Source organism: Actimicrobium sp. CCI2.3 (genome assembly GCF_035019065.1).
Taxonomy (GTDB): domain Bacteria; phylum Pseudomonadota; class Gammaproteobacteria; order Burkholderiales; family Burkholderiaceae_D; genus Actimicrobium.
On the sequence record NZ_JASJWR010000007.1, the window covers coordinates 55,566 to 72,055 of the forward strand.

Below are 16,490 nucleotides of genomic sequence, written 5' to 3' on the forward strand. Positions count from 1 at the left end.
TTACAGCAAGGCGTCGCGGTTGACACCGCGTGACTCCAGCGCACGCTTGAGCTTGATCAGCGCTTCCTGCTGAATCTGGCGTACCCGCTCGCGCGTCACACCCAGTTCGGCAGCCAGCGCTTCAAGCGTGACAGGATCATCGTCGTCGAGCCCGAAGCGACGCTGGATAATCAGCCGCTGCCGGTCGGTCAGCCGCGCCAGCCAGTCACGTACCAGCAAGGACGTTTCATGCTGCGCGGCACGCGCTTCCGGCCCGTCGGCCAACTCACCGGGCAACATGTCCATCAGACTACCTTGCGGATCAGCATCGAGCGGCGCATCCAGCGAGACCGGATGTTCGGCCAGGGCGAGGATGTCCTGCACGTCTTCCGCAGTCCGCCCCGTCAGGTGAGCCACGTCCTCGACCGACGCATCTTTGCCGTCGTGATGCAAGGCTTCGAGGTGGTACTTGGCGCGCAGAACCTGATTGAGCTCGCGCACCACGTGTACCGGCAAGCGCACGGTACGCGCCTGATTCATGATGGCGCGCTCGATACTCTGGCGTATCCACCAGGTCGCGTAAGTAGAAAAACGAAACCCACGCTCCGGTTCAAATTTGTCAATGGCCCGCATCAGGCCGAGGTTGCCTTCCTCGATAAGGTCGAGCAAGACGACACCACGATTAATGTAGTGCTTGGCAATCGACACCACCAGCCGCAAGTTGTGCTCGATCATGACCTGACGGGCCGGGAAGTCCCCTGCCTTGGCCAGCGTTGCATAGTGACCTTCTTGCGCTGCCGTCAGCAATGCACGCGCGCCGATCTGGTTCAGGTACAACTGGGTCGTGTCGGTTGACAGTTCCGATGTCAGGACTTTGCGAATTTCATCGATCGAATCGACCAGCACAATGCCGTTGACCGTGCCGGGTTCGCACTCGTCATCCAGCCCGCTCTCATCGAGCGGATCACTGCCAGTCCCTTCATCGTCGACAGCGTCATCGTCGCCGGGACGCGCATCATGCACATTGCTCATTTATCGGCCAGGAAGAAACTTCGCAGGATCGACAGGCTTGCCTTGCTGGCGAATTTCAAAATGCAGCTTGACGCTGTCGGAATCGGAATTACCCATCTCGGCAATTTTTTCGCCGCGCGTGACCGTCTGGCCTTCCTTGACCAGAATCGTCTTGTTGTGGGCATAGGCTGACAGCAAATTGCTGGTGTGCTTGACGATGACAAGGTTGCCGTAGCCGCGGATGCCGCTGCCGGCATACATGACCTTGCCAGCTCCGGACGCAATCACTGCCTGGCCACTTTTGCCGGCGATGTCGATCCCTTTTTTGCCGGCGTCGAAAGAAGCCGTTACACGGCCTTCTGTCGGCCAGATAAAGCCCACATTCTCTTCTTCGGGCGGCGAAGCATCAGTTGGTTTGTTGACAGCCTTCGGCGCTTCGACGCGCGCTGGCGGTGCGGCGGTGACTGTCGCACCCTCCGGCTTTTGCAAGTCGGCCAGTGCCGCTTCGGAATACGACAGCTTGTCGCCACGCGGACCCGTTTTGGCAGAACCTGTCCCGGCACCGTTGAGTGGTCGCACGTCGACGCCGGAACCGGTAGCAACGCTGCCCGTCTGGGCCGTACCGGCCGGAGGCAAGACACGCAAGACCTGGTCGACCTGGATATCGTTCGGATTGGGCAGGTTGTTCCAGATCACGATGTCACGGACATTCTGACCAAACTCCGACGCTATGCGGTTGAGCCTGTCGCCTTTTTTAACCGTATAGAACCCGGGAGCATCCGGTGCACGGACGCCACTGACTGGCGTTGCCATGTCGACCACCGGCGCGGGGCTGCGCGGTGTTGCGCAACCAGCCAGGACAGCGGTGATCAAAAGGAGAATAGCGAGAGGGTGTTTTTTCATTCTGGTCGATGTGTTTTGTGTTGTTGCTGCCGAAGCTGTCACACGGTACCGGCATGCAATGGCACGAAATGACAATCTTCCAGCGTTGTGTGGGTCCAGTCGAATTTACCGACACGTACGATCAGTTGCAGCACCTGATGACGGGTACCGACTGGAGCTACCAGTCTGCCGCCTATCGTCATCTGATCCAGCAACGCCTGCGGAACTTCCAGCCCCGCTGCTGCCAGGATAATGCCGTCAAAGGGCGCTGCCTGCGAGAGCCCGAGCATACCATCTCCGTACTGCAAACGGACATTTGCGATCCGCATCGGGCGCAGATTGGTGCGCGCCAGCTCATGCAACGGACGAATCCGCTCGATCGAATACACGTCTCTGGCCACCAGCGACAGCACCGCTGCCTGGTAACCACAGCCGGTACCAATTTCAAGCACGCGATTGAGCGGGCCGCCATTGCGCAGCACTTCGATCATGCGCGCGACGATGTATGGCTTCGAGATGGTCTGGTGATAACCGATCGGAATCGCGGCATCCACATACGCCTGGGCGACCAGGCCGGGCTCGATGAACAGGTGGCGCTGGACCGCTTCCATCGCGGCCAGCACCATGGTGTCCTTGATACCTTGCGCCGACAGTCGCATCACCATCGCGCGACGCACGCTATCTGACACCAGTGGTTGCTGGCGCTGCGGCAACTCGGCGGCGCGACGTTCCTGCGCTTCGGCTGCACGCACTACCGGCATCACCGGCGCGACATGACCGGCTGCATTGCGGGTCGCCGTCTGCGGCGTTGCGACACGGGGCGCGACAGAGCCGCTGTTACCGCGGGAAGATTTGCTGATCAGGGAGGACAGCGTCAACGGAAAGCGCTTGTCCTTATCGGTCATGACAAGCTTTTCTTGAGGCTGTCTAGCTGGGCACGGTGAGTCAGGTCGATCTGCAATGGCGTGATCGAAATCTTGCCGTTGGCAACCGCATGGAAGTCGGTTCCTTCGCCCGCCTCGCGGGCCTGGCCAGCCGGACCGATCCAGAATATCTCGCGACCATGCGGGTCGGTGGCACGGATTACCGCTTCCGATTGATGGCGCTTGCCGAGCCGGGTGGCAACGATGTCGCCAAGACGTTCATAAGGCAGATTGGGAATATTGACGTTGAGCAGATAGGGCTTGTCCAGGGTCTCGAACTTGCGCAGCACAATCTCGCGCGCCACCCGCGCCGCCGCATCCAGTTCACCCCAGCCTTTCTCGACCTGAGAAAACGCAATCGACGGGATACCGAACAGATAGCCTTCGGTGGCTGCCGCGACGGTGCCCGAATACAACGTGTCATCGCCCATGTTCTGGCCCTGGTTGATGCCCGAAACAATCAGGTCAGGCCGAAACGACAGCACGCCGGTCAATGCCACATGCACACAGTCCGACGGCGTGCCATTGACAAAATGAAAGCCGTTGGCCGCCTTGTAGACGGACAACGGCCGGTCGAGTGTCAGTGAATTGGAAGAACCGGAACGGTTGCTGTCGGGTGCGACCACGACGATCTCGGCGATCGAAGCCAGTGCATCGGCCAGCGCCACGATGCCGGGCGCGAGGTAACCATCGTCATTGCTGATTAAGATTTTCATGCGCCTGATTTTACCTGAAGCATCATCCGGAATCGGTCGTGAGCACGAGAATTTACGGCATAATCGACAAACTCAAAAAATCTAACGATCGTTCTATTAATTTTCATCCAACGAGGAGACACGCCATGAAAGCCATCGTCTGCAACGCCTGGGGACTGCCCGATACATTGGTCATTGAAGAGTTGCCCGATGCCGCGCCCGGTCCCGGCCAGATTGCCATCGAGATCCGCGCCGCTGGCGTGAATTTTCCTGATGTGCTGATCATCCAGAACAAATATCAATTCAAACCTGCCCTGCCCTTCACACCGGGTAGCGAACTGGCCGGCATCGTACTGGCCGTCGGCGAAGGCGTGACGCGCTACCAGGCGGGTGACGAAGTCATCGCTTTCAGTGCGCAGGGCGCGTTTGCCCAGCAGATCGTCGTTCCGGCCAATGCGGTGATGCCGATGCCTCCCGGCATGGACTTCGATATCGCTGCCGCCATCACACTGACCTATGGCACGTCGCATCACGCCGTGGTCGACCGGGCGCAGCTGAAAGCCGGCGAAACCATGCTGGTTCTGGGTGCTGCAGGTGGTGTCGGCCTGGCCGCCATCGAGATCGGCAAGGCGCTCGGTGCACGAGTGATTGCGGCCGCCTCGTCCGATGAAAAACTTGCGGTCTGTCGCGAGCACGGTGCCGACGTCACGATCAACTACAGCACCGAAGATTTGCGCGGAGCAATCAAGGCCGCCACCGATGGCAAGGGACCGGACGTGATTTACGATCCGGTCGGCGGCATCTATACCGAACCGGCCTTCCGTTCAATCGGCTGGCGCGGTCGTTATCTGGTAGTAGGTTTTGCCAATGGCGAAATCCCGGCCTTGCCGCTCAACTTGATGCTGCTCAAAGGCGCGTCACTGGTCGGTGTGTTCTGGGGCGAATTCGCCAAACGCGAACCAAAAGCCAATGCGGCCGCGATGCAGCAACTGATGGGCTGGCTGGCCAACGGCACGATCAAGCCACGGATTTCCGGGCGCTATGCGCTGGCGGAGACGGCGCAGGCGTTGAATGACATGGCGGCGCGCAAGGTGATGGGGAAAGTCGTGATCAAGCCCTGGGCTTGAGGAGGCGTTTTCTCGCGGGGGTAGCAAGCGGCGCACTGACTGCGGTTGCTGATTCTGTATGCACTCCGTCATGACCAAGCCGGGAGCGGACCGGCAGGCGGACCATACACTTCGCCAAAAAGAAGTCACCAAGAAAAAGGCGACCGCGAGACTGCTGCCCTCCGGGTTCCCAAAAACGGACTCTGCCTCAATGCGGAACAGGTCAACGTCAACTGCCACATCAACCGCAACCGCAAACCCAAAACCTCAAACCTGAGATATTCAACGTCGAGGCAGGCACTCCCGGCAACGCAACACGACCAATTTTATGGCCCGTGGGGTGACTGGCCGGATTGCCTCGACGTTACTCCCAAAATAGTCGTCACTTAGCCGCGATCAGGGAACAATCATTGCCCTGTCAAACCAGCTTACGACGCATTCACGTTCAAAACTATTTTTGAACCACACCCTCAAATTTGCAAATACTCAACCGTTAATTCCATAGGTATTAACTTTTGGTTTCTATGCTTTAATATTTAGTCGTTGCCGGTGCTGTGCGTACCTGTTTCATCACTTCACATTTAAAACTGAGGACACCATGAGAATCCATACGAAACTGATCATCTCTTTCGCCGTCCTTACAGGCATGGTCTTGCTTGTTGCCGCCATCGCTCTGAATTCGATATCCAAGGCGAATGATCACTTCTCTCAATACATTCATGGGATCAAGGCGCGCGGCGCGGAGGCAGACAAATTTCGTCGTGCGGTCGACGAACGGGCGATTGCAGTGCGTAATCTGGTTCTGGTCACCAAACCGGCAGATCTTGCACTGGAAACGGAGCTGGTTAAAGCCGCCCATGCGCGGGCGGGTGAACACTTCGCCAAATTAAAAGACATGCTCGCCAAGGCAACCGATGTCAGCGAAAAAGGTCGCCTGATGGTGGTCGAGATGGAGAAGCTCGAAACGAAATACGCACCGGTGGCGCTGGCCATCGTGGACCTTGCGCTAAAGAAGAAAACACAGGAAGCCATTGCGATGATGAATGACGAGTGCAGACCTCTGCTAGCGTCGATTGTCAAGCTGTCCACCGAATACGCAGAAGTCACCGAGGCACGCTCGATTCAAATTATTGAGGAATCACAGGCCAACTATATCGTGCGACAGAATCTGCTCATCGCCGTCTGTCTGCTAGGCATTTGCTTTGCCGCAGTCACTGGCGTGCTGGTCACACGCAGCATCACCCGGCCGATCAACAAGGCGGTGCAATTGGCCGATGCCGTTGCCAAAGGCGATCTGACCATGCAGATCGATATCGAGGGCAAGGATGAAACAGCAAGACTCCTCGCCTCGCTCAAGACCATGCAGGAGAGTCTTTCTCAAGTGGTCGCGGGCGTACGCCAAAATGCCGAAGGCGTAGCCACTGGCAGCGAGCAAATTGCGCAAGGCAATGCTGACCTGAGTCAACGCACGGAAGAACAAGCCTCTGCGCTGGAAGAAACCGCATCATCGATGGAAGAACTGGGCTCAACCGTGCGCCAGAATGCCGAGAATGCAAAGCGAGCAAGCCAGTTCGCACTAGGTGCATCGGCGGTGGCCTGCGAAGGCGGCAAGGTCGTCAACCAGGTGGTCGAGACGATGAAAGGCATCAATGACTCGTCAAGGCGCATCGCCGACATCATCAGTGTCATTGATGGAATCGCCTTCCAGACCAACATTCTTGCGCTAAACGCAGCAGTTGAAGCCGCCCGCGCCGGTGAACAGGGACGTGGCTTTGCGGTGGTCGCGTCGGAAGTGCGCAGTCTGGCGCAACGTAGCGCTGAAGCCGCCAAAGAAATCAAGAGCCTTATTGGCACTAGCGTCGAGCGCGTGGTGGAGGGCACCATGCTGGTCGATAAAGCCGGTGCCACGATGACGGAAATCGTTGACTCGATCAAACGCGTGACCGACATCATGACGGAGATCAGTGTCGCGAGCGTTGAGCAAAGCACTGGCGTTGGTCAAGTGAGCGAAGCAGTAAGCCAGATGGATCAAGCCACCCAGCAAAATGCGGCGATGGTGGAGCAAAGCGCCGCAGCGGCTGAGAACCTAAAAGATCAGGCCAGTGCACTTGTGCAATCGGTCGCTGTCTTCAAATTAACTATGCAGCAAGGCGTCAACAACAGCACTGCGCCAGCACCGGAGCGTCGCAGTCCGAACAGAGCCAGGAATGTGATCCGCCCCGCTTTCAAACTGGTCAATACACCGACACGCAAAACCATCGCCGCGGCCGCTCCTCCCCTCTCCAGCCTATCGTGAAACAACTTGATCGAACTCGTTCAGAAAGCTGGATACCGGGATTCCAGGACGACATTCGACACATCGCAACACAGGATGTGTCGACTGCCGATACGTAGGTCGGAGTTGGGGAGACAACACCGATCAGCAAGTGATCTGGCGACTGGACATCGCGCGAATCGCCGATGCCCACGTCAGACCAATGATGGTCTGACTGGTGGCTACGGAGAACCAGAAAGAGACATGTCGAATCAGGCACGGGCACTGTTCGGCATGCCAATGCATGGCAACGTCGGAATCAGCAGCGCCGCCCAAAAAGCAAACCTCAGCTATCCGTCTCGACCAGCGTCTGGTGCACGTAAGCCGACAGAACCAGACGATCCTGCACCGACACGTCAACAAATTCAAATCCATGCCGAAACCCCTCGCCGACATCCGCCGGGGCGACGGAACGCAGCACGGTTTGCAGATTCAGAAACAGGTCCTGCTCGGCCACAAAGACCTTCATCTTGATGCGGCCAGTCTCGCCTTTTTCACCGAGGATTTCCTTGGCAATAGCCGAGGCACCACCCATGCTCAAATCGGTGATGGTGGCAGCCGAATTGCGCTCGGGTTGCCCGAGGGAGATCGCCGAAATCACCCGCACGGCAACCCGCGCGGTTTGTCGCACGACGGTGCAACGCAATTGCTTGGGATACGAAAGATGAAGGTAAGGATGCGGCGTATGGACCGAGCGCACCGCAGCGGCGATGAATGCGTACGCTTTTTTCCCGGAAAAGGCGCGGACAACAAAACTCTGGCCATCGCGTATCAACTCGTACTTGCCGTCCAACATGGGAGCGGTCACGTACACGGTTTTGCCCTTGACGAAGCCAATCAATTTGACCGTGTAGCGAATCGACGGCTTGTCCTGCATCTGCAACATCATTGTTTCGCCGATGTTCCAGCGCACATCCTGCATGTTCACGGCAATCTCGCGCTCGGCAGCTTCCGGCTTCGGTGCGACAGTGGCCTCGACCAGGCGCTTTGTGTTGTGTTCCGCCGGGATAGGGCCGGCAGGACGCTCCCAGCCACCTTGCTGGTAGTACCCGTTTTCCAGCACACCGGCGATCTTGGCAGGATTGTCGATCACGTATCCGGAAGCCAGTAGCAGGTTGCCGTGGTAGTCGTAGATAGCGCGTGGCAATGGCTTGCCGACGATGATTTCGGAGGCACGAACTGGAATCAGAGCAAGGGACTCGGACATGCACACCCTTCTGGATCAGGCGCGGAATCGGCTTGGCATGTTGCCTGCCCGGGTACCGCATCGCCCGAAATAAATGTGCCCAAGTATAACAACTATTGCTTCTGAGTTATTCGACAAAACCTGTGTGCGGCGACGCCCTCCTTGCTACGGCGTCGCTGAGAAAAAGGCCAGCACCGCATCACGCTCACGGGTGCGCTTGAAGGCTGGCAGGCTTTGCCAGATGCGCTTTCCGTACGGCTTGGAGAGCAGGCGCGGATCGCACAACATCAGCACGCCACGATCGCTTTCATCGCGGATCAATCGACCAGCACCCTGCTTGAGGTTGATGATGGCCTCCGGTAACTGGTGATGAATGAAGCCATTGCGGCCCTTGCGTTCGAGCGCCGCAATCCGTGCCGCCAGCACGGGATCATCCGGTGGTGAAAACGGCAGCTTGTCGATGATGACCAGCGACAGCGCGTCGCCGCGTACGTCGACACCTTCCCAGAAGCTCTGGCTACCAATCAGTACTGCATTACCCGCTGCGCGGAAGCGGTCGAGCAATTCGTTGCGTCCTGCCTCGCCCTGCACCATCAGCGGAAACGGCAAGTTGCGTCGGGCGAATTCGTCACGCAATCGTTCGGCGGCGCGACTGACCGCGCGTAGCGTCGTACACAACAGGAAGGTCCGACCACCGGCGGCTTCGATGACCGGCAACGCCGCATCAATGACCGCGTCGGTGTACTCCGACGAATTCGGCTGCGGCATATTGTGCGGTACGTACAGCAAACCCTGCTGTTCGTAATCGAACGGGCTGGGCCAGGAGCGCGCAACGACGTCGGCCAAACCCATCTGATCAGTGAAATGATGAAAATCGTTTTTAACCGCCAGCGTCGCCGACGTGAAAATCCACGCACGTGGCGAGCCTTCACGCTGCTTGCTGAAGATCGGTGCGATCGACAGCGGCGTCTGGTGCAGTTGCAGCGAACTGGAAAACGCCTCGACCCACAAGACATTTTCCTGGTCCGTATCGGTCACTGTCGCCGCCGCATCGGTGGCCACCAGCCAGGCCGACAACTGGTTGCCCAGCTCGATCGTACGCACCCGGCACAGCTCGATGGTTTCAGCGCGCTCTGCCTGTTTTTCGAGCACCGCGACCATACTCTGCAACTCGGTCTGCAAGGTCAGCAACGCAGGAAAGAACGCACTCGACGGCGCAATCTGGCTGACTGCCAGCCGCATCACATCCTGCGGAAAAGCCAGGCGCAAGTCGCGTGCAGCACGGTCGACCGGTGCCACCACGCGCGCCCAGTCTGCCCCGTCACGGGCATGCGACAAGCCTTCGGCCTGCACGTCGCGGCACAACTCGATGATTTGCGAGGTCGAAATGGTCTCGCCAAAAAACAGCGTCGCCGTATCCGGCAATTGATGGGCTTCATCGAAAATGATGGTGTTAGCCGACGGCAGCAATTCAGCCATGCCGGTTTCCTTGAGCGCGACATCGGCAAAGAACAGGTGATGGTTGACCACCACGACATCGGCTTGCTGGGCTTCCTTGCGGGCCTTCATCACGAAGCAATCCTGGTAGTACTGGCATTCGGCACCCATACAGGTATCGCGGGTCGACGTGACCAGATTCCAGATCATCGCGTTCTCCGGCACGCGCGACAGCTCGGACTTGTCGCCGGTCGTCGTGGTCTTCATGAAGCGCGAAATTTCACGCAGGTTGCCGATATCATCGCGCGAGGTCATGCGGCCGTTCTGCTGCGTGCGTTCCAAATGGAAATGACACAGGTAATTCGAGCGCCCTTTGAGCAACGCCACCGAGACCGGTGCATTGAGTGCCTTGCGCACCGTCGGGATGTCGCGGGAAAAAAGCTGGTCCTGCAAGTTCTTGGTCCCGGTCGAAATAATCACCTTGCCGCCCCATAGCAGCGCCGGTACCAGATAAGCAAAGGTCTTGCCGGTACCGGTGCCGGCTTCGGCGATGAGGGTTTCCTGGCCGGCAATCGCGTTGCCGATCGCCTTGGCCATTTCGGTTTGCGCATGGCGCGATCGAAAGCCGCGCACGGCCTGGCTCAGCGCACCGCCTTCGCCAAATAACCGTTCGACATCGGCATTATGAACACCGGGCACAAGGGGAGCGACGGTCGCGAGGGCGCCATCTGGAAGTTCTTCAGTCAAGTAAGCAATCAGTGAGTCGAGCGGGCAGCATGCTACGGATTCAGGCCGGAATGTCGGGAATGAGCTGCATTTTCAGCAGCGTGATGTGGTCTTTGAGTTGCAGCTTGCGCTTCTTGAGGCGTCGCAATTGCAATTCTTCGTGACGGGTGTCGCGGATCAACGTATCGATGACGGCATCGAGATCGCGATGTTCGACTTCCAGTTCGATGATGCGGCGGCGCACATCGTCCGACGGCGGGTTACTCATGATGAGCCGACATCCGTGTCGCAATCACGCTGCGATGCTGCGCACCGGGATACCATAAAAAGAGGGAATTCATTTGACTCCAGGTTTTACCGTGTAATGATTACGTACAATCCAAAAATCTCTAGCGCAGTTTAATCTACCCCGGTCCATGAGCCAATACAAGATAGAAGCAGGAACCGGCCAGTACATCGGTGACCGGGAAGAACAACAGGATCGGGTCGCCCTGTTTGGCTCCGACAAGGCCCCTGGCTTCATGATGGCCGTACTCGCCGACGGAATGGGCGGTCGCACTGGCGGAGCGATGGCCGCAGAACAAGTCATCCGCACTTCACGCCAGCTGTTCGACGAATTTTCACCGCTGACCGACGACGTCGACGTGATGTTACACACTATCGCATTCGAAGCGCACACCATCATCAAACTCAGCGGACTGACTGCCGAAAAAGAACCCCACAGCACACTCGTCGCGCTAGTCCTGACACCCTCCGGAACTGCCCACTGGGCCCATGCCGGTGATTCGCGGTTATATCGCTACAGCGGTCCGGCCTTTGCGGAACGAACTGTCGATCACTCGTTTGTCGAACGCCTGATCAAACAGGGTAAGCTCAAGAAGGAAGAAGTCGCCCGCCATCGCCTGTCGAATATCCTCGTCAACGTACTGGGCAGTCCGCAAAAAGAACCGTTCGTGACGCTGGGTCGGCATGATGGACTGAAAGCTGGCGATGCGTTCCTGCTGTGTTCGGACGGTCTCTGGCAGTACTTCAACAAACGGGAAATCGGTGCAGCCATTACCAACTACGCGCCGCGTCAGTGCTCCGAACGACTGATTGAAGAAGCCCGTGAACGGGCCGTTGGCAGCAATGCGGACAACTGCACGTTGGCGGTGATAAAGCTCGTAGCGAAGTAGGCGACTGCGCCAGCGCAAACAGCGCTCTGCGTGACCTGAAGGTTCGGCATGTATTTACTTCAGCGCGACCAGTCTCGTCCCGACCTTATTGCTTCACAGCCGCAGCAGCCGCCGCAGCAGCCGCCTCCTCCGCAGCTTTCTCGTTAGCCGCTTTCAACGCAGCCGCTTTTTGCTCCTGCTCCACTAACTTTGCCGCTTTGCGCTCGGCGATCTGTTTCTGACGTGCGGCGGTTTCACTTTGTTTTTTCTCGAACACCGTAACGTTGGCGGCACGCTGCGCCTGACTGGCCAGCTCGGCGGCTTGTTGCTGCCCGGCCTTGAGATCGAAAGCGCGCTGCCTGCTTTGCGGATCGATACCAACCTCGCGTTGCGCCGTCTCTTGTACTTTCCGATCATTTTTGGCGCGATCAGCAGCCTTCAGCGCCGCCGCTTTTTCACGTGCCTGCTGATCCAGCAAGCGCTGTGGTGCTTCTGCCTGCTCTTGTGCCGTACGCTCTGCGAGTGCCTTGTCGCGCTGCTCGGCCCGGTCACGCCGGTTGATGTAATTGGCCTCGACTTCGACCGCACGGACTTCAGCGAGCGCAATGCGTCGTTGCTCTTTGCCGCGATCAGTGCATGCCGTCATGAAGAACTTGTCGAAACACACGCCTTGCACACGCAGGTAATCTTGCTCGACCATCTCGCGCCGCGTCTTGGCATCACTCAGTGCTTGCGACGCCAGTTCGACCGTACCAATCGAACCAGGCGGCCAATCGAGCCGCAAGCCGGACGGGGGCAACGGTGCCTCCACCGCATCGGCCGGATACAGCACGGAACAGGCACCGGCCAGACTGATGCTGATAGCCAGGAGCGCCAGTCGCAAGGCACGGCGTATGGAAAAAAAATGGGGCTCGGAAATCATGATTGACTATCTTTCAGGTTCAGACCGCAACATCAATATCATTGCGGCGCGGTGCTTCCATGTACTCGCGCGATTGCATTTCGATGATACGCGAGACAGTCCGATGGAATTCATTTGCCAGTGTGCCTTGCGTGTACAACTCGTCCGGCGCAACCGCCGCAGACATCAGCAGCTTGATCTTGTGATCGTAGAACACGTCGATCAGCCAGGTAAAGCGGCGCGCTTCCGACGACATCGACGCGGACATTTCGGGAATACCCGACAGCACCACCGTATGGAACCGGCTGGCGATTTCAAGATAGTCATTCTGCGATCGCGGACCACCGCACAGCGTGGCGAAATCAAACCAGATCGCACCACCGGCACGCCGCAATGCGCGGATTTCACGCGCTTCGATGCGTACCCGCGGATCTTCATCCGCCGTATCCGCAACGCTGGCGAAGGCATCGCGCAAGGCCTTGTCCGACACCGCATTGAGTGGCATGTGATACGCCTCGACCTGCTCCAGCGCACGCTTGCGGTAGTCATTGCCGGCATCGACATTCATCACGTCCAGATGCTGCTTGAGCAGCGCAATGGTGGGCAACATACGGTCACGATGCAGTCCGTCCGGATACAGGGTATCGGGCGCGTAATTCGAGGTAATCACAAACGACACGCCGTTGGCAAACAGCGCACGCATCAGGTTGTACAGGATCATTGCGTCGGCGATGTCGGAGACATGGAATTCGTCGAAGCAGATCAGCCGGTATTTCTTGGCGATCTGACGTGCCACTACATCGAGCGGATCGGCGACTTTTTTCAAGGCATCGAGTTGGCGATGCACGTCGCGCATGAATTCATGAAAGTGCACACGGGTCTTGCGCACCACCGGCACGACTGAATAAAAACTGTCCATCAAAAACGATTTTCCGCGACCGACGCCACCCCAGAAATACACGCCACGGGGAATATCAGGCCGGTTGATCAGGCGCTTGAAACTGCTTGAACGCTGCGACTTGAAAGCGATCCACGCGTCATAGCTTTGTTGCAGCCGTTCGACGGCAGCACGCTGTGCCGGATCGGCCGTGAACCCGCGCTCAGCGAGCGCGTGTTCGTAAAATTCCATGACAGTCATCGGCTTCGGGTTCACGCGGGGTTCTTTCAATAGCGGCAAAAGAGGCAGGACAAGAATAAAAATATCGCCCCGGAAACCGTTCGGCCTGAGCTTGTCAATGCACCCGTTTCGGTGCCATCAGCCAGCTCAGGCCGAACGATTTACAAGACAGTCAGCGCGGTGCGCGCATGGACACAGCAACATGCCCACGCGCGCATGCTGAATCAGAAGTTCAGCGCACGCTTGTCAACGGCCAATGCCGCTTCCTTGGTCGCTTCCGACAGCGAAGGATGCGCATGACAGATGCGGGCGATGTCTTCGGCCGAGGCACGGAATTCCATGGCGACGACGGCTTCGGCAATCAGCTCGGAGGCCGATGGGCCGATGATGTGGACGCCGAGGATTTCGTCGGTCTTGGCGTCGGCAAGGAACTTGACCATGCCGTTGGTATCGCCCAATGCCCGCGCACGGCCATTGGCCAGGAACGGGAACGAACCGGCTTTGTAGGCCACGCCAGCAGCTTTCAATTCCTGCTCATTCTTGCCGACCCAGGAAATTTCCGGCGAGGTGTAGATCACCCATGGCACGGTATTGAAATTGACATGTCCGTGCTGACCGGCGATCCGCTCGGCCACGGCTACACCTTCTTCTTCGGCCTTGTGGGCAAGCATCGGTCCGCGCACCACGTCACCGACTGCCCAGACGTTGGCGACACTCGATTTGCAGTCGTCGTCAACAACGACAAAACCGCGCTCGTCGAGCTTCAAGCCGATGGCTTCCGCGTTCAGCCCGATCGTGTTCGGGGTGCGACCAATCGAGATGATCAGCTTGTCGAACACCGCTTTTTGCGCTTCGCCCTTGGCATCGACATACTCGACGGTCACGTCTTTCTTGCCAGTCGTGATGGTGCCGATCTTGACGCCCAGCTGGATGCCGAGGCCCTGCTTGGTGAACAGCTTGAACGCTTCCTTGGCGATCTGCTCGTCGACCGCGCCGAGGAACGTCGGCAAGGCTTCGAGCATCGTGACCGCTGATCCGAGACGACGCCAGACACTGCCCATTTCGAGGCCGATGACGCCGGCACCGATGACACCCAGACGCTTCGGTACGGCACCAATCGTGAGTGCACCGGTGTTCGACAGAATCATTTTTTCGTCAAACGGGGTACCCGGCAAAGCGCGCGCATTCGAGCCGGTGGCGATGACGACATGCTTGGCGATCAGTGATTCGTCGGTCTTGCCGGTGACCGAGATTTCGGTACCGCTGGCATCGTGCTTGACGAACGCGCCGCGACCATGAAAAAAGGTGATCTTGTTTTTCTTGAACAGATACAGGATGCCGTCGTTGTTCTGCTTGACGACGGTGTCCTTGCGCGACAGCATTTGCGGCAGGTTCAGGCTCAGGCCCTTGATATCAATTCCGTGGTCGGCAAACGCATGGCCGGCGTGTTCGAAATGTTCGGACGACTGCAGCAGTGCTTTCGACGGGATGCAACCGACGTTGGTGCAGGTACCGCCCGGTGCAGGACCGCCAGCAGCGTTTTTCCACTCATCGATACAGGCTACCGAGAAGCCCAATTGGGCAGCGCGGATCGCGGCGATGTAGCCACCGGGGCCTCCACCGATGACGACGACATCAAAATTTTTCGACATGTTCTTTTCCTTGTTGACTCTTCACACGCCGAAGCGGCCGGCGCAATACTGCGCGGGCCGCTTCGGTGGAGACTATTTACAGGTCCAGCAGCAAACGTGCAGGATCTTCCAGTGCTTCCTTCATTGCTACCAGCCCGAGTACGGCTTCGCGACCATCGATGATGCGGTGATCGTACGACAGCGCCAGGTAGTTCATCGGACGGATCACGATCTGGCCGTTTTCAACGACAGCACGGTCCTTGGTCGCATGCACGCCGAGGATAGCCGATTGTGGCGGGTTGATGATCGGGGTCGACAGCATCGAACCGAACGTCCCGCCGTTCGAGATCGAGAACGTGCCGCCGGTCAGGTCATCCATGGTCAGCTTGCCGTCCTTGGCCTTGGCACCGAATTCGCCAATCTTCTTTTCGATCTCGGCAATCGACATCTGGTCGGCATTGCGCAGCACTGGCACCACCAGACCGCGTGGTGAACCGACGGCGATACCGATGTCGAAATAGCCGTGATAGACGATGTCATTGCCATCGACCGAACCGTTGATGACCGGGTATTTTTTCAGGGCAGCGACCGCCGCCTTGACGAAGAACGACATGAAACCCAGCTTGACGCCGTGCTCTTTCTCGAACTTGTCCTTGTACTTGTTGCGCAGCTCCATGACCGGAGCCATGTTGACTTCGTTGAACGTCGTCAGGATGGCGTTGGTCTGTTGCGATTGCACCAGACGCTCGGCGATACGCGCACGCAAGCGGCTCATTGGCACGCGCTGTTCAGGACGCTCGCCAAGGTTCGGACCCGCGCCGGTGGCGATTTGCTGCAGCGCCGGTTTGGCGACAGGAGCAGCCGCTGGGACAGGAGCAGCGACAGGAGCCGGTTTCTTTTCCAGCTGGTTGATCACGTCACCCTTGGTGACGCGGCCATCCTTGCCGGTGCCATCGACCTGTGCGGTGGTCATGTTGTTCTCGGCCAGCATTTTTGCGGCGGCTGGCATCGCGACATTCGCAGCGGCTTTCGATCCGAGCGTGTTGATGGCAGCAGTAACCGGGTCGGATGTCGTGCTGGCAGTGACAACGGAATCAGGATGCGGTTGCGGCACGGGCAATGCCGAGATTTCCAGCGGGCTGACCTTGGCCGATCCATCGGTATCGATCAGGGCGATGATCTGGCCGGCGACGACTGTCGCGCCATCGGGTTGCATCAACTGGGTGATGATGCCGTCGGCCGGGGCCGGCAATTCGAGCACGACCTTGTCGGTCTCGATATCGATCATGTTTTCATCGCGGCTGACTGGCTCGCCGACTTTTTTATGCCATTGCAACAGGGTCGCTTCAGCGACGGACTCTGATAACTGGGGGACTTTGACTTCTAGAATTGCCATGTAAAACTCCGATTCGGTGTGGTCTGACGGCG

At 58.2% G+C, this 16,490-nt stretch carries 14 protein-coding genes; 3 read left to right on the forward strand and 11 right to left on the reverse strand.

Features of this window, described 5'->3' with window-relative positions:
* From rpoS to surE, 4 genes are read right to left on the reverse strand one after another with little or no spacing between them, the layout of a single operon-like run.
* Window positions 1-1,011: an RNA polymerase sigma factor RpoS gene (rpoS, locus tag QN370_RS05905; protein ID WP_322128070.1), complete on the reverse strand. Its 1,011-nt coding sequence runs from the start codon at window positions 1,009-1,011 to the stop codon at window positions 1-3.
* On the reverse strand, window positions 1,012-1,893 hold the full coding sequence (locus tag QN370_RS05910; protein WP_322128071.1) for a peptidoglycan DD-metalloendopeptidase family protein: 882 nt from the start codon (window positions 1,891-1,893) through the stop codon (window positions 1,012-1,014).
* Window positions 1,894-1,931: 38 nt separating this feature from the next.
* A complete protein-coding gene (locus tag QN370_RS05915) occupies window positions 1,932-2,777 on the reverse strand; it encodes a protein-L-isoaspartate(D-aspartate) O-methyltransferase (RefSeq protein ID WP_322128072.1) in 846 nt (281 codons plus the stop codon).
* Complete coding sequence (gene surE, locus QN370_RS05920; RefSeq protein ID WP_322128073.1) at window positions 2,774-3,511, reverse strand: 5'/3'-nucleotidase SurE; 738 nt, start codon at window positions 3,509-3,511, stop codon at window positions 2,774-2,776. Before surE ends, QN370_RS05915 begins: the two co-directional genes overlap by 4 nt.
* 125 nt (window positions 3,512-3,636) lie before the next feature.
* Here surE and QN370_RS05925 point away from each other — a divergent pair, with 125 nt between their 5' ends.
* Window positions 3,637-4,617: an NADPH:quinone oxidoreductase family protein gene (locus QN370_RS05925; protein ID WP_322128074.1), complete on the forward strand. Its 981-nt coding sequence runs from the start codon at window positions 3,637-3,639 to the stop codon at window positions 4,615-4,617.
* Between the two features lie 577 nt (window positions 4,618-5,194).
* Entirely contained in the window at window positions 5,195-6,892 is a 1,698-nt protein-coding gene (locus QN370_RS05930) for a methyl-accepting chemotaxis protein (RefSeq protein ID WP_322128075.1), read from the forward strand.
* 304 nt (window positions 6,893-7,196) lie between these two features.
* Here the strand turns inward: QN370_RS05930 and QN370_RS05935 are convergent, their stop codons facing one another.
* The 3 genes from QN370_RS05935 to QN370_RS05945 all read right to left on the reverse strand — a co-directional run bounded on the left by QN370_RS05935 (window position 7,197) and on the right by QN370_RS05945 (window position 10,527).
* Window positions 7,197-8,117: a flagellar brake protein gene (locus tag QN370_RS05935; protein ID WP_322128076.1), complete on the reverse strand. Its 921-nt coding sequence runs from the start codon at window positions 8,115-8,117 to the stop codon at window positions 7,197-7,199.
* Between the two features lie 144 nt (window positions 8,118-8,261).
* Window positions 8,262-10,280 (reverse strand): ATP-dependent DNA helicase, encoded by a 2,019-nt coding sequence (locus QN370_RS05940; RefSeq protein WP_322128077.1) that lies wholly within the window; start codon window positions 10,278-10,280, stop codon window positions 8,262-8,264.
* A 40-nt stretch (window positions 10,281-10,320) separates the two neighbouring features.
* Window positions 10,321-10,527, reverse strand: a complete 207-nt coding sequence (locus QN370_RS05945) for a YdcH family protein (protein ID WP_322128078.1) — start codon at window positions 10,525-10,527, stop codon at window positions 10,321-10,323.
* A gap of 148 nt (window positions 10,528-10,675) precedes the next feature.
* On the opposite strand from QN370_RS05945, the gene QN370_RS05950 reads away from it, so the two are divergent.
* Complete coding sequence (locus QN370_RS05950) at window positions 10,676-11,434, forward strand: PP2C family protein-serine/threonine phosphatase (RefSeq protein ID WP_322128079.1); 759 nt, start codon at window positions 10,676-10,678, stop codon at window positions 11,432-11,434.
* 85 nt (window positions 11,435-11,519) lie between these two features.
* On the opposite strand, the gene QN370_RS05955 is transcribed toward QN370_RS05950, so the two are convergent.
* From QN370_RS05955 to odhB, 4 genes are all read right to left on the reverse strand, one after another.
* The gene (locus QN370_RS05955) at window positions 11,520-12,335 is read right to left on the reverse strand and encodes a hypothetical protein (protein ID WP_322128080.1); all 816 of its coding nucleotides are present in this window, start codon (window positions 12,333-12,335) and stop codon (window positions 11,520-11,522) included.
* A gap of 19 nt (window positions 12,336-12,354) precedes the next feature.
* Window positions 12,355-13,452 (reverse strand): cell division protein ZapE, encoded by a 1,098-nt coding sequence (zapE, locus tag QN370_RS05960; protein ID WP_322129164.1) that lies wholly within the window; start codon window positions 13,450-13,452, stop codon window positions 12,355-12,357.
* Window positions 13,453-13,655: 203 nt separating this feature from the next.
* On the reverse strand, window positions 13,656-15,083 hold the full coding sequence (gene lpdA / locus QN370_RS05965) for a dihydrolipoyl dehydrogenase (protein ID WP_322128081.1): 1,428 nt from the start codon (window positions 15,081-15,083) through the stop codon (window positions 13,656-13,658).
* Between the two features lie 76 nt (window positions 15,084-15,159).
* Window positions 15,160-16,458, reverse strand: coding sequence for a 2-oxoglutarate dehydrogenase complex dihydrolipoyllysine-residue succinyltransferase (odhB, locus tag QN370_RS05970; protein WP_322128082.1), 1,299 nt, complete (start codon window positions 16,456-16,458; stop codon window positions 15,160-15,162).
* Window positions 16,459-16,490: the final 32 nt, after the last annotated feature.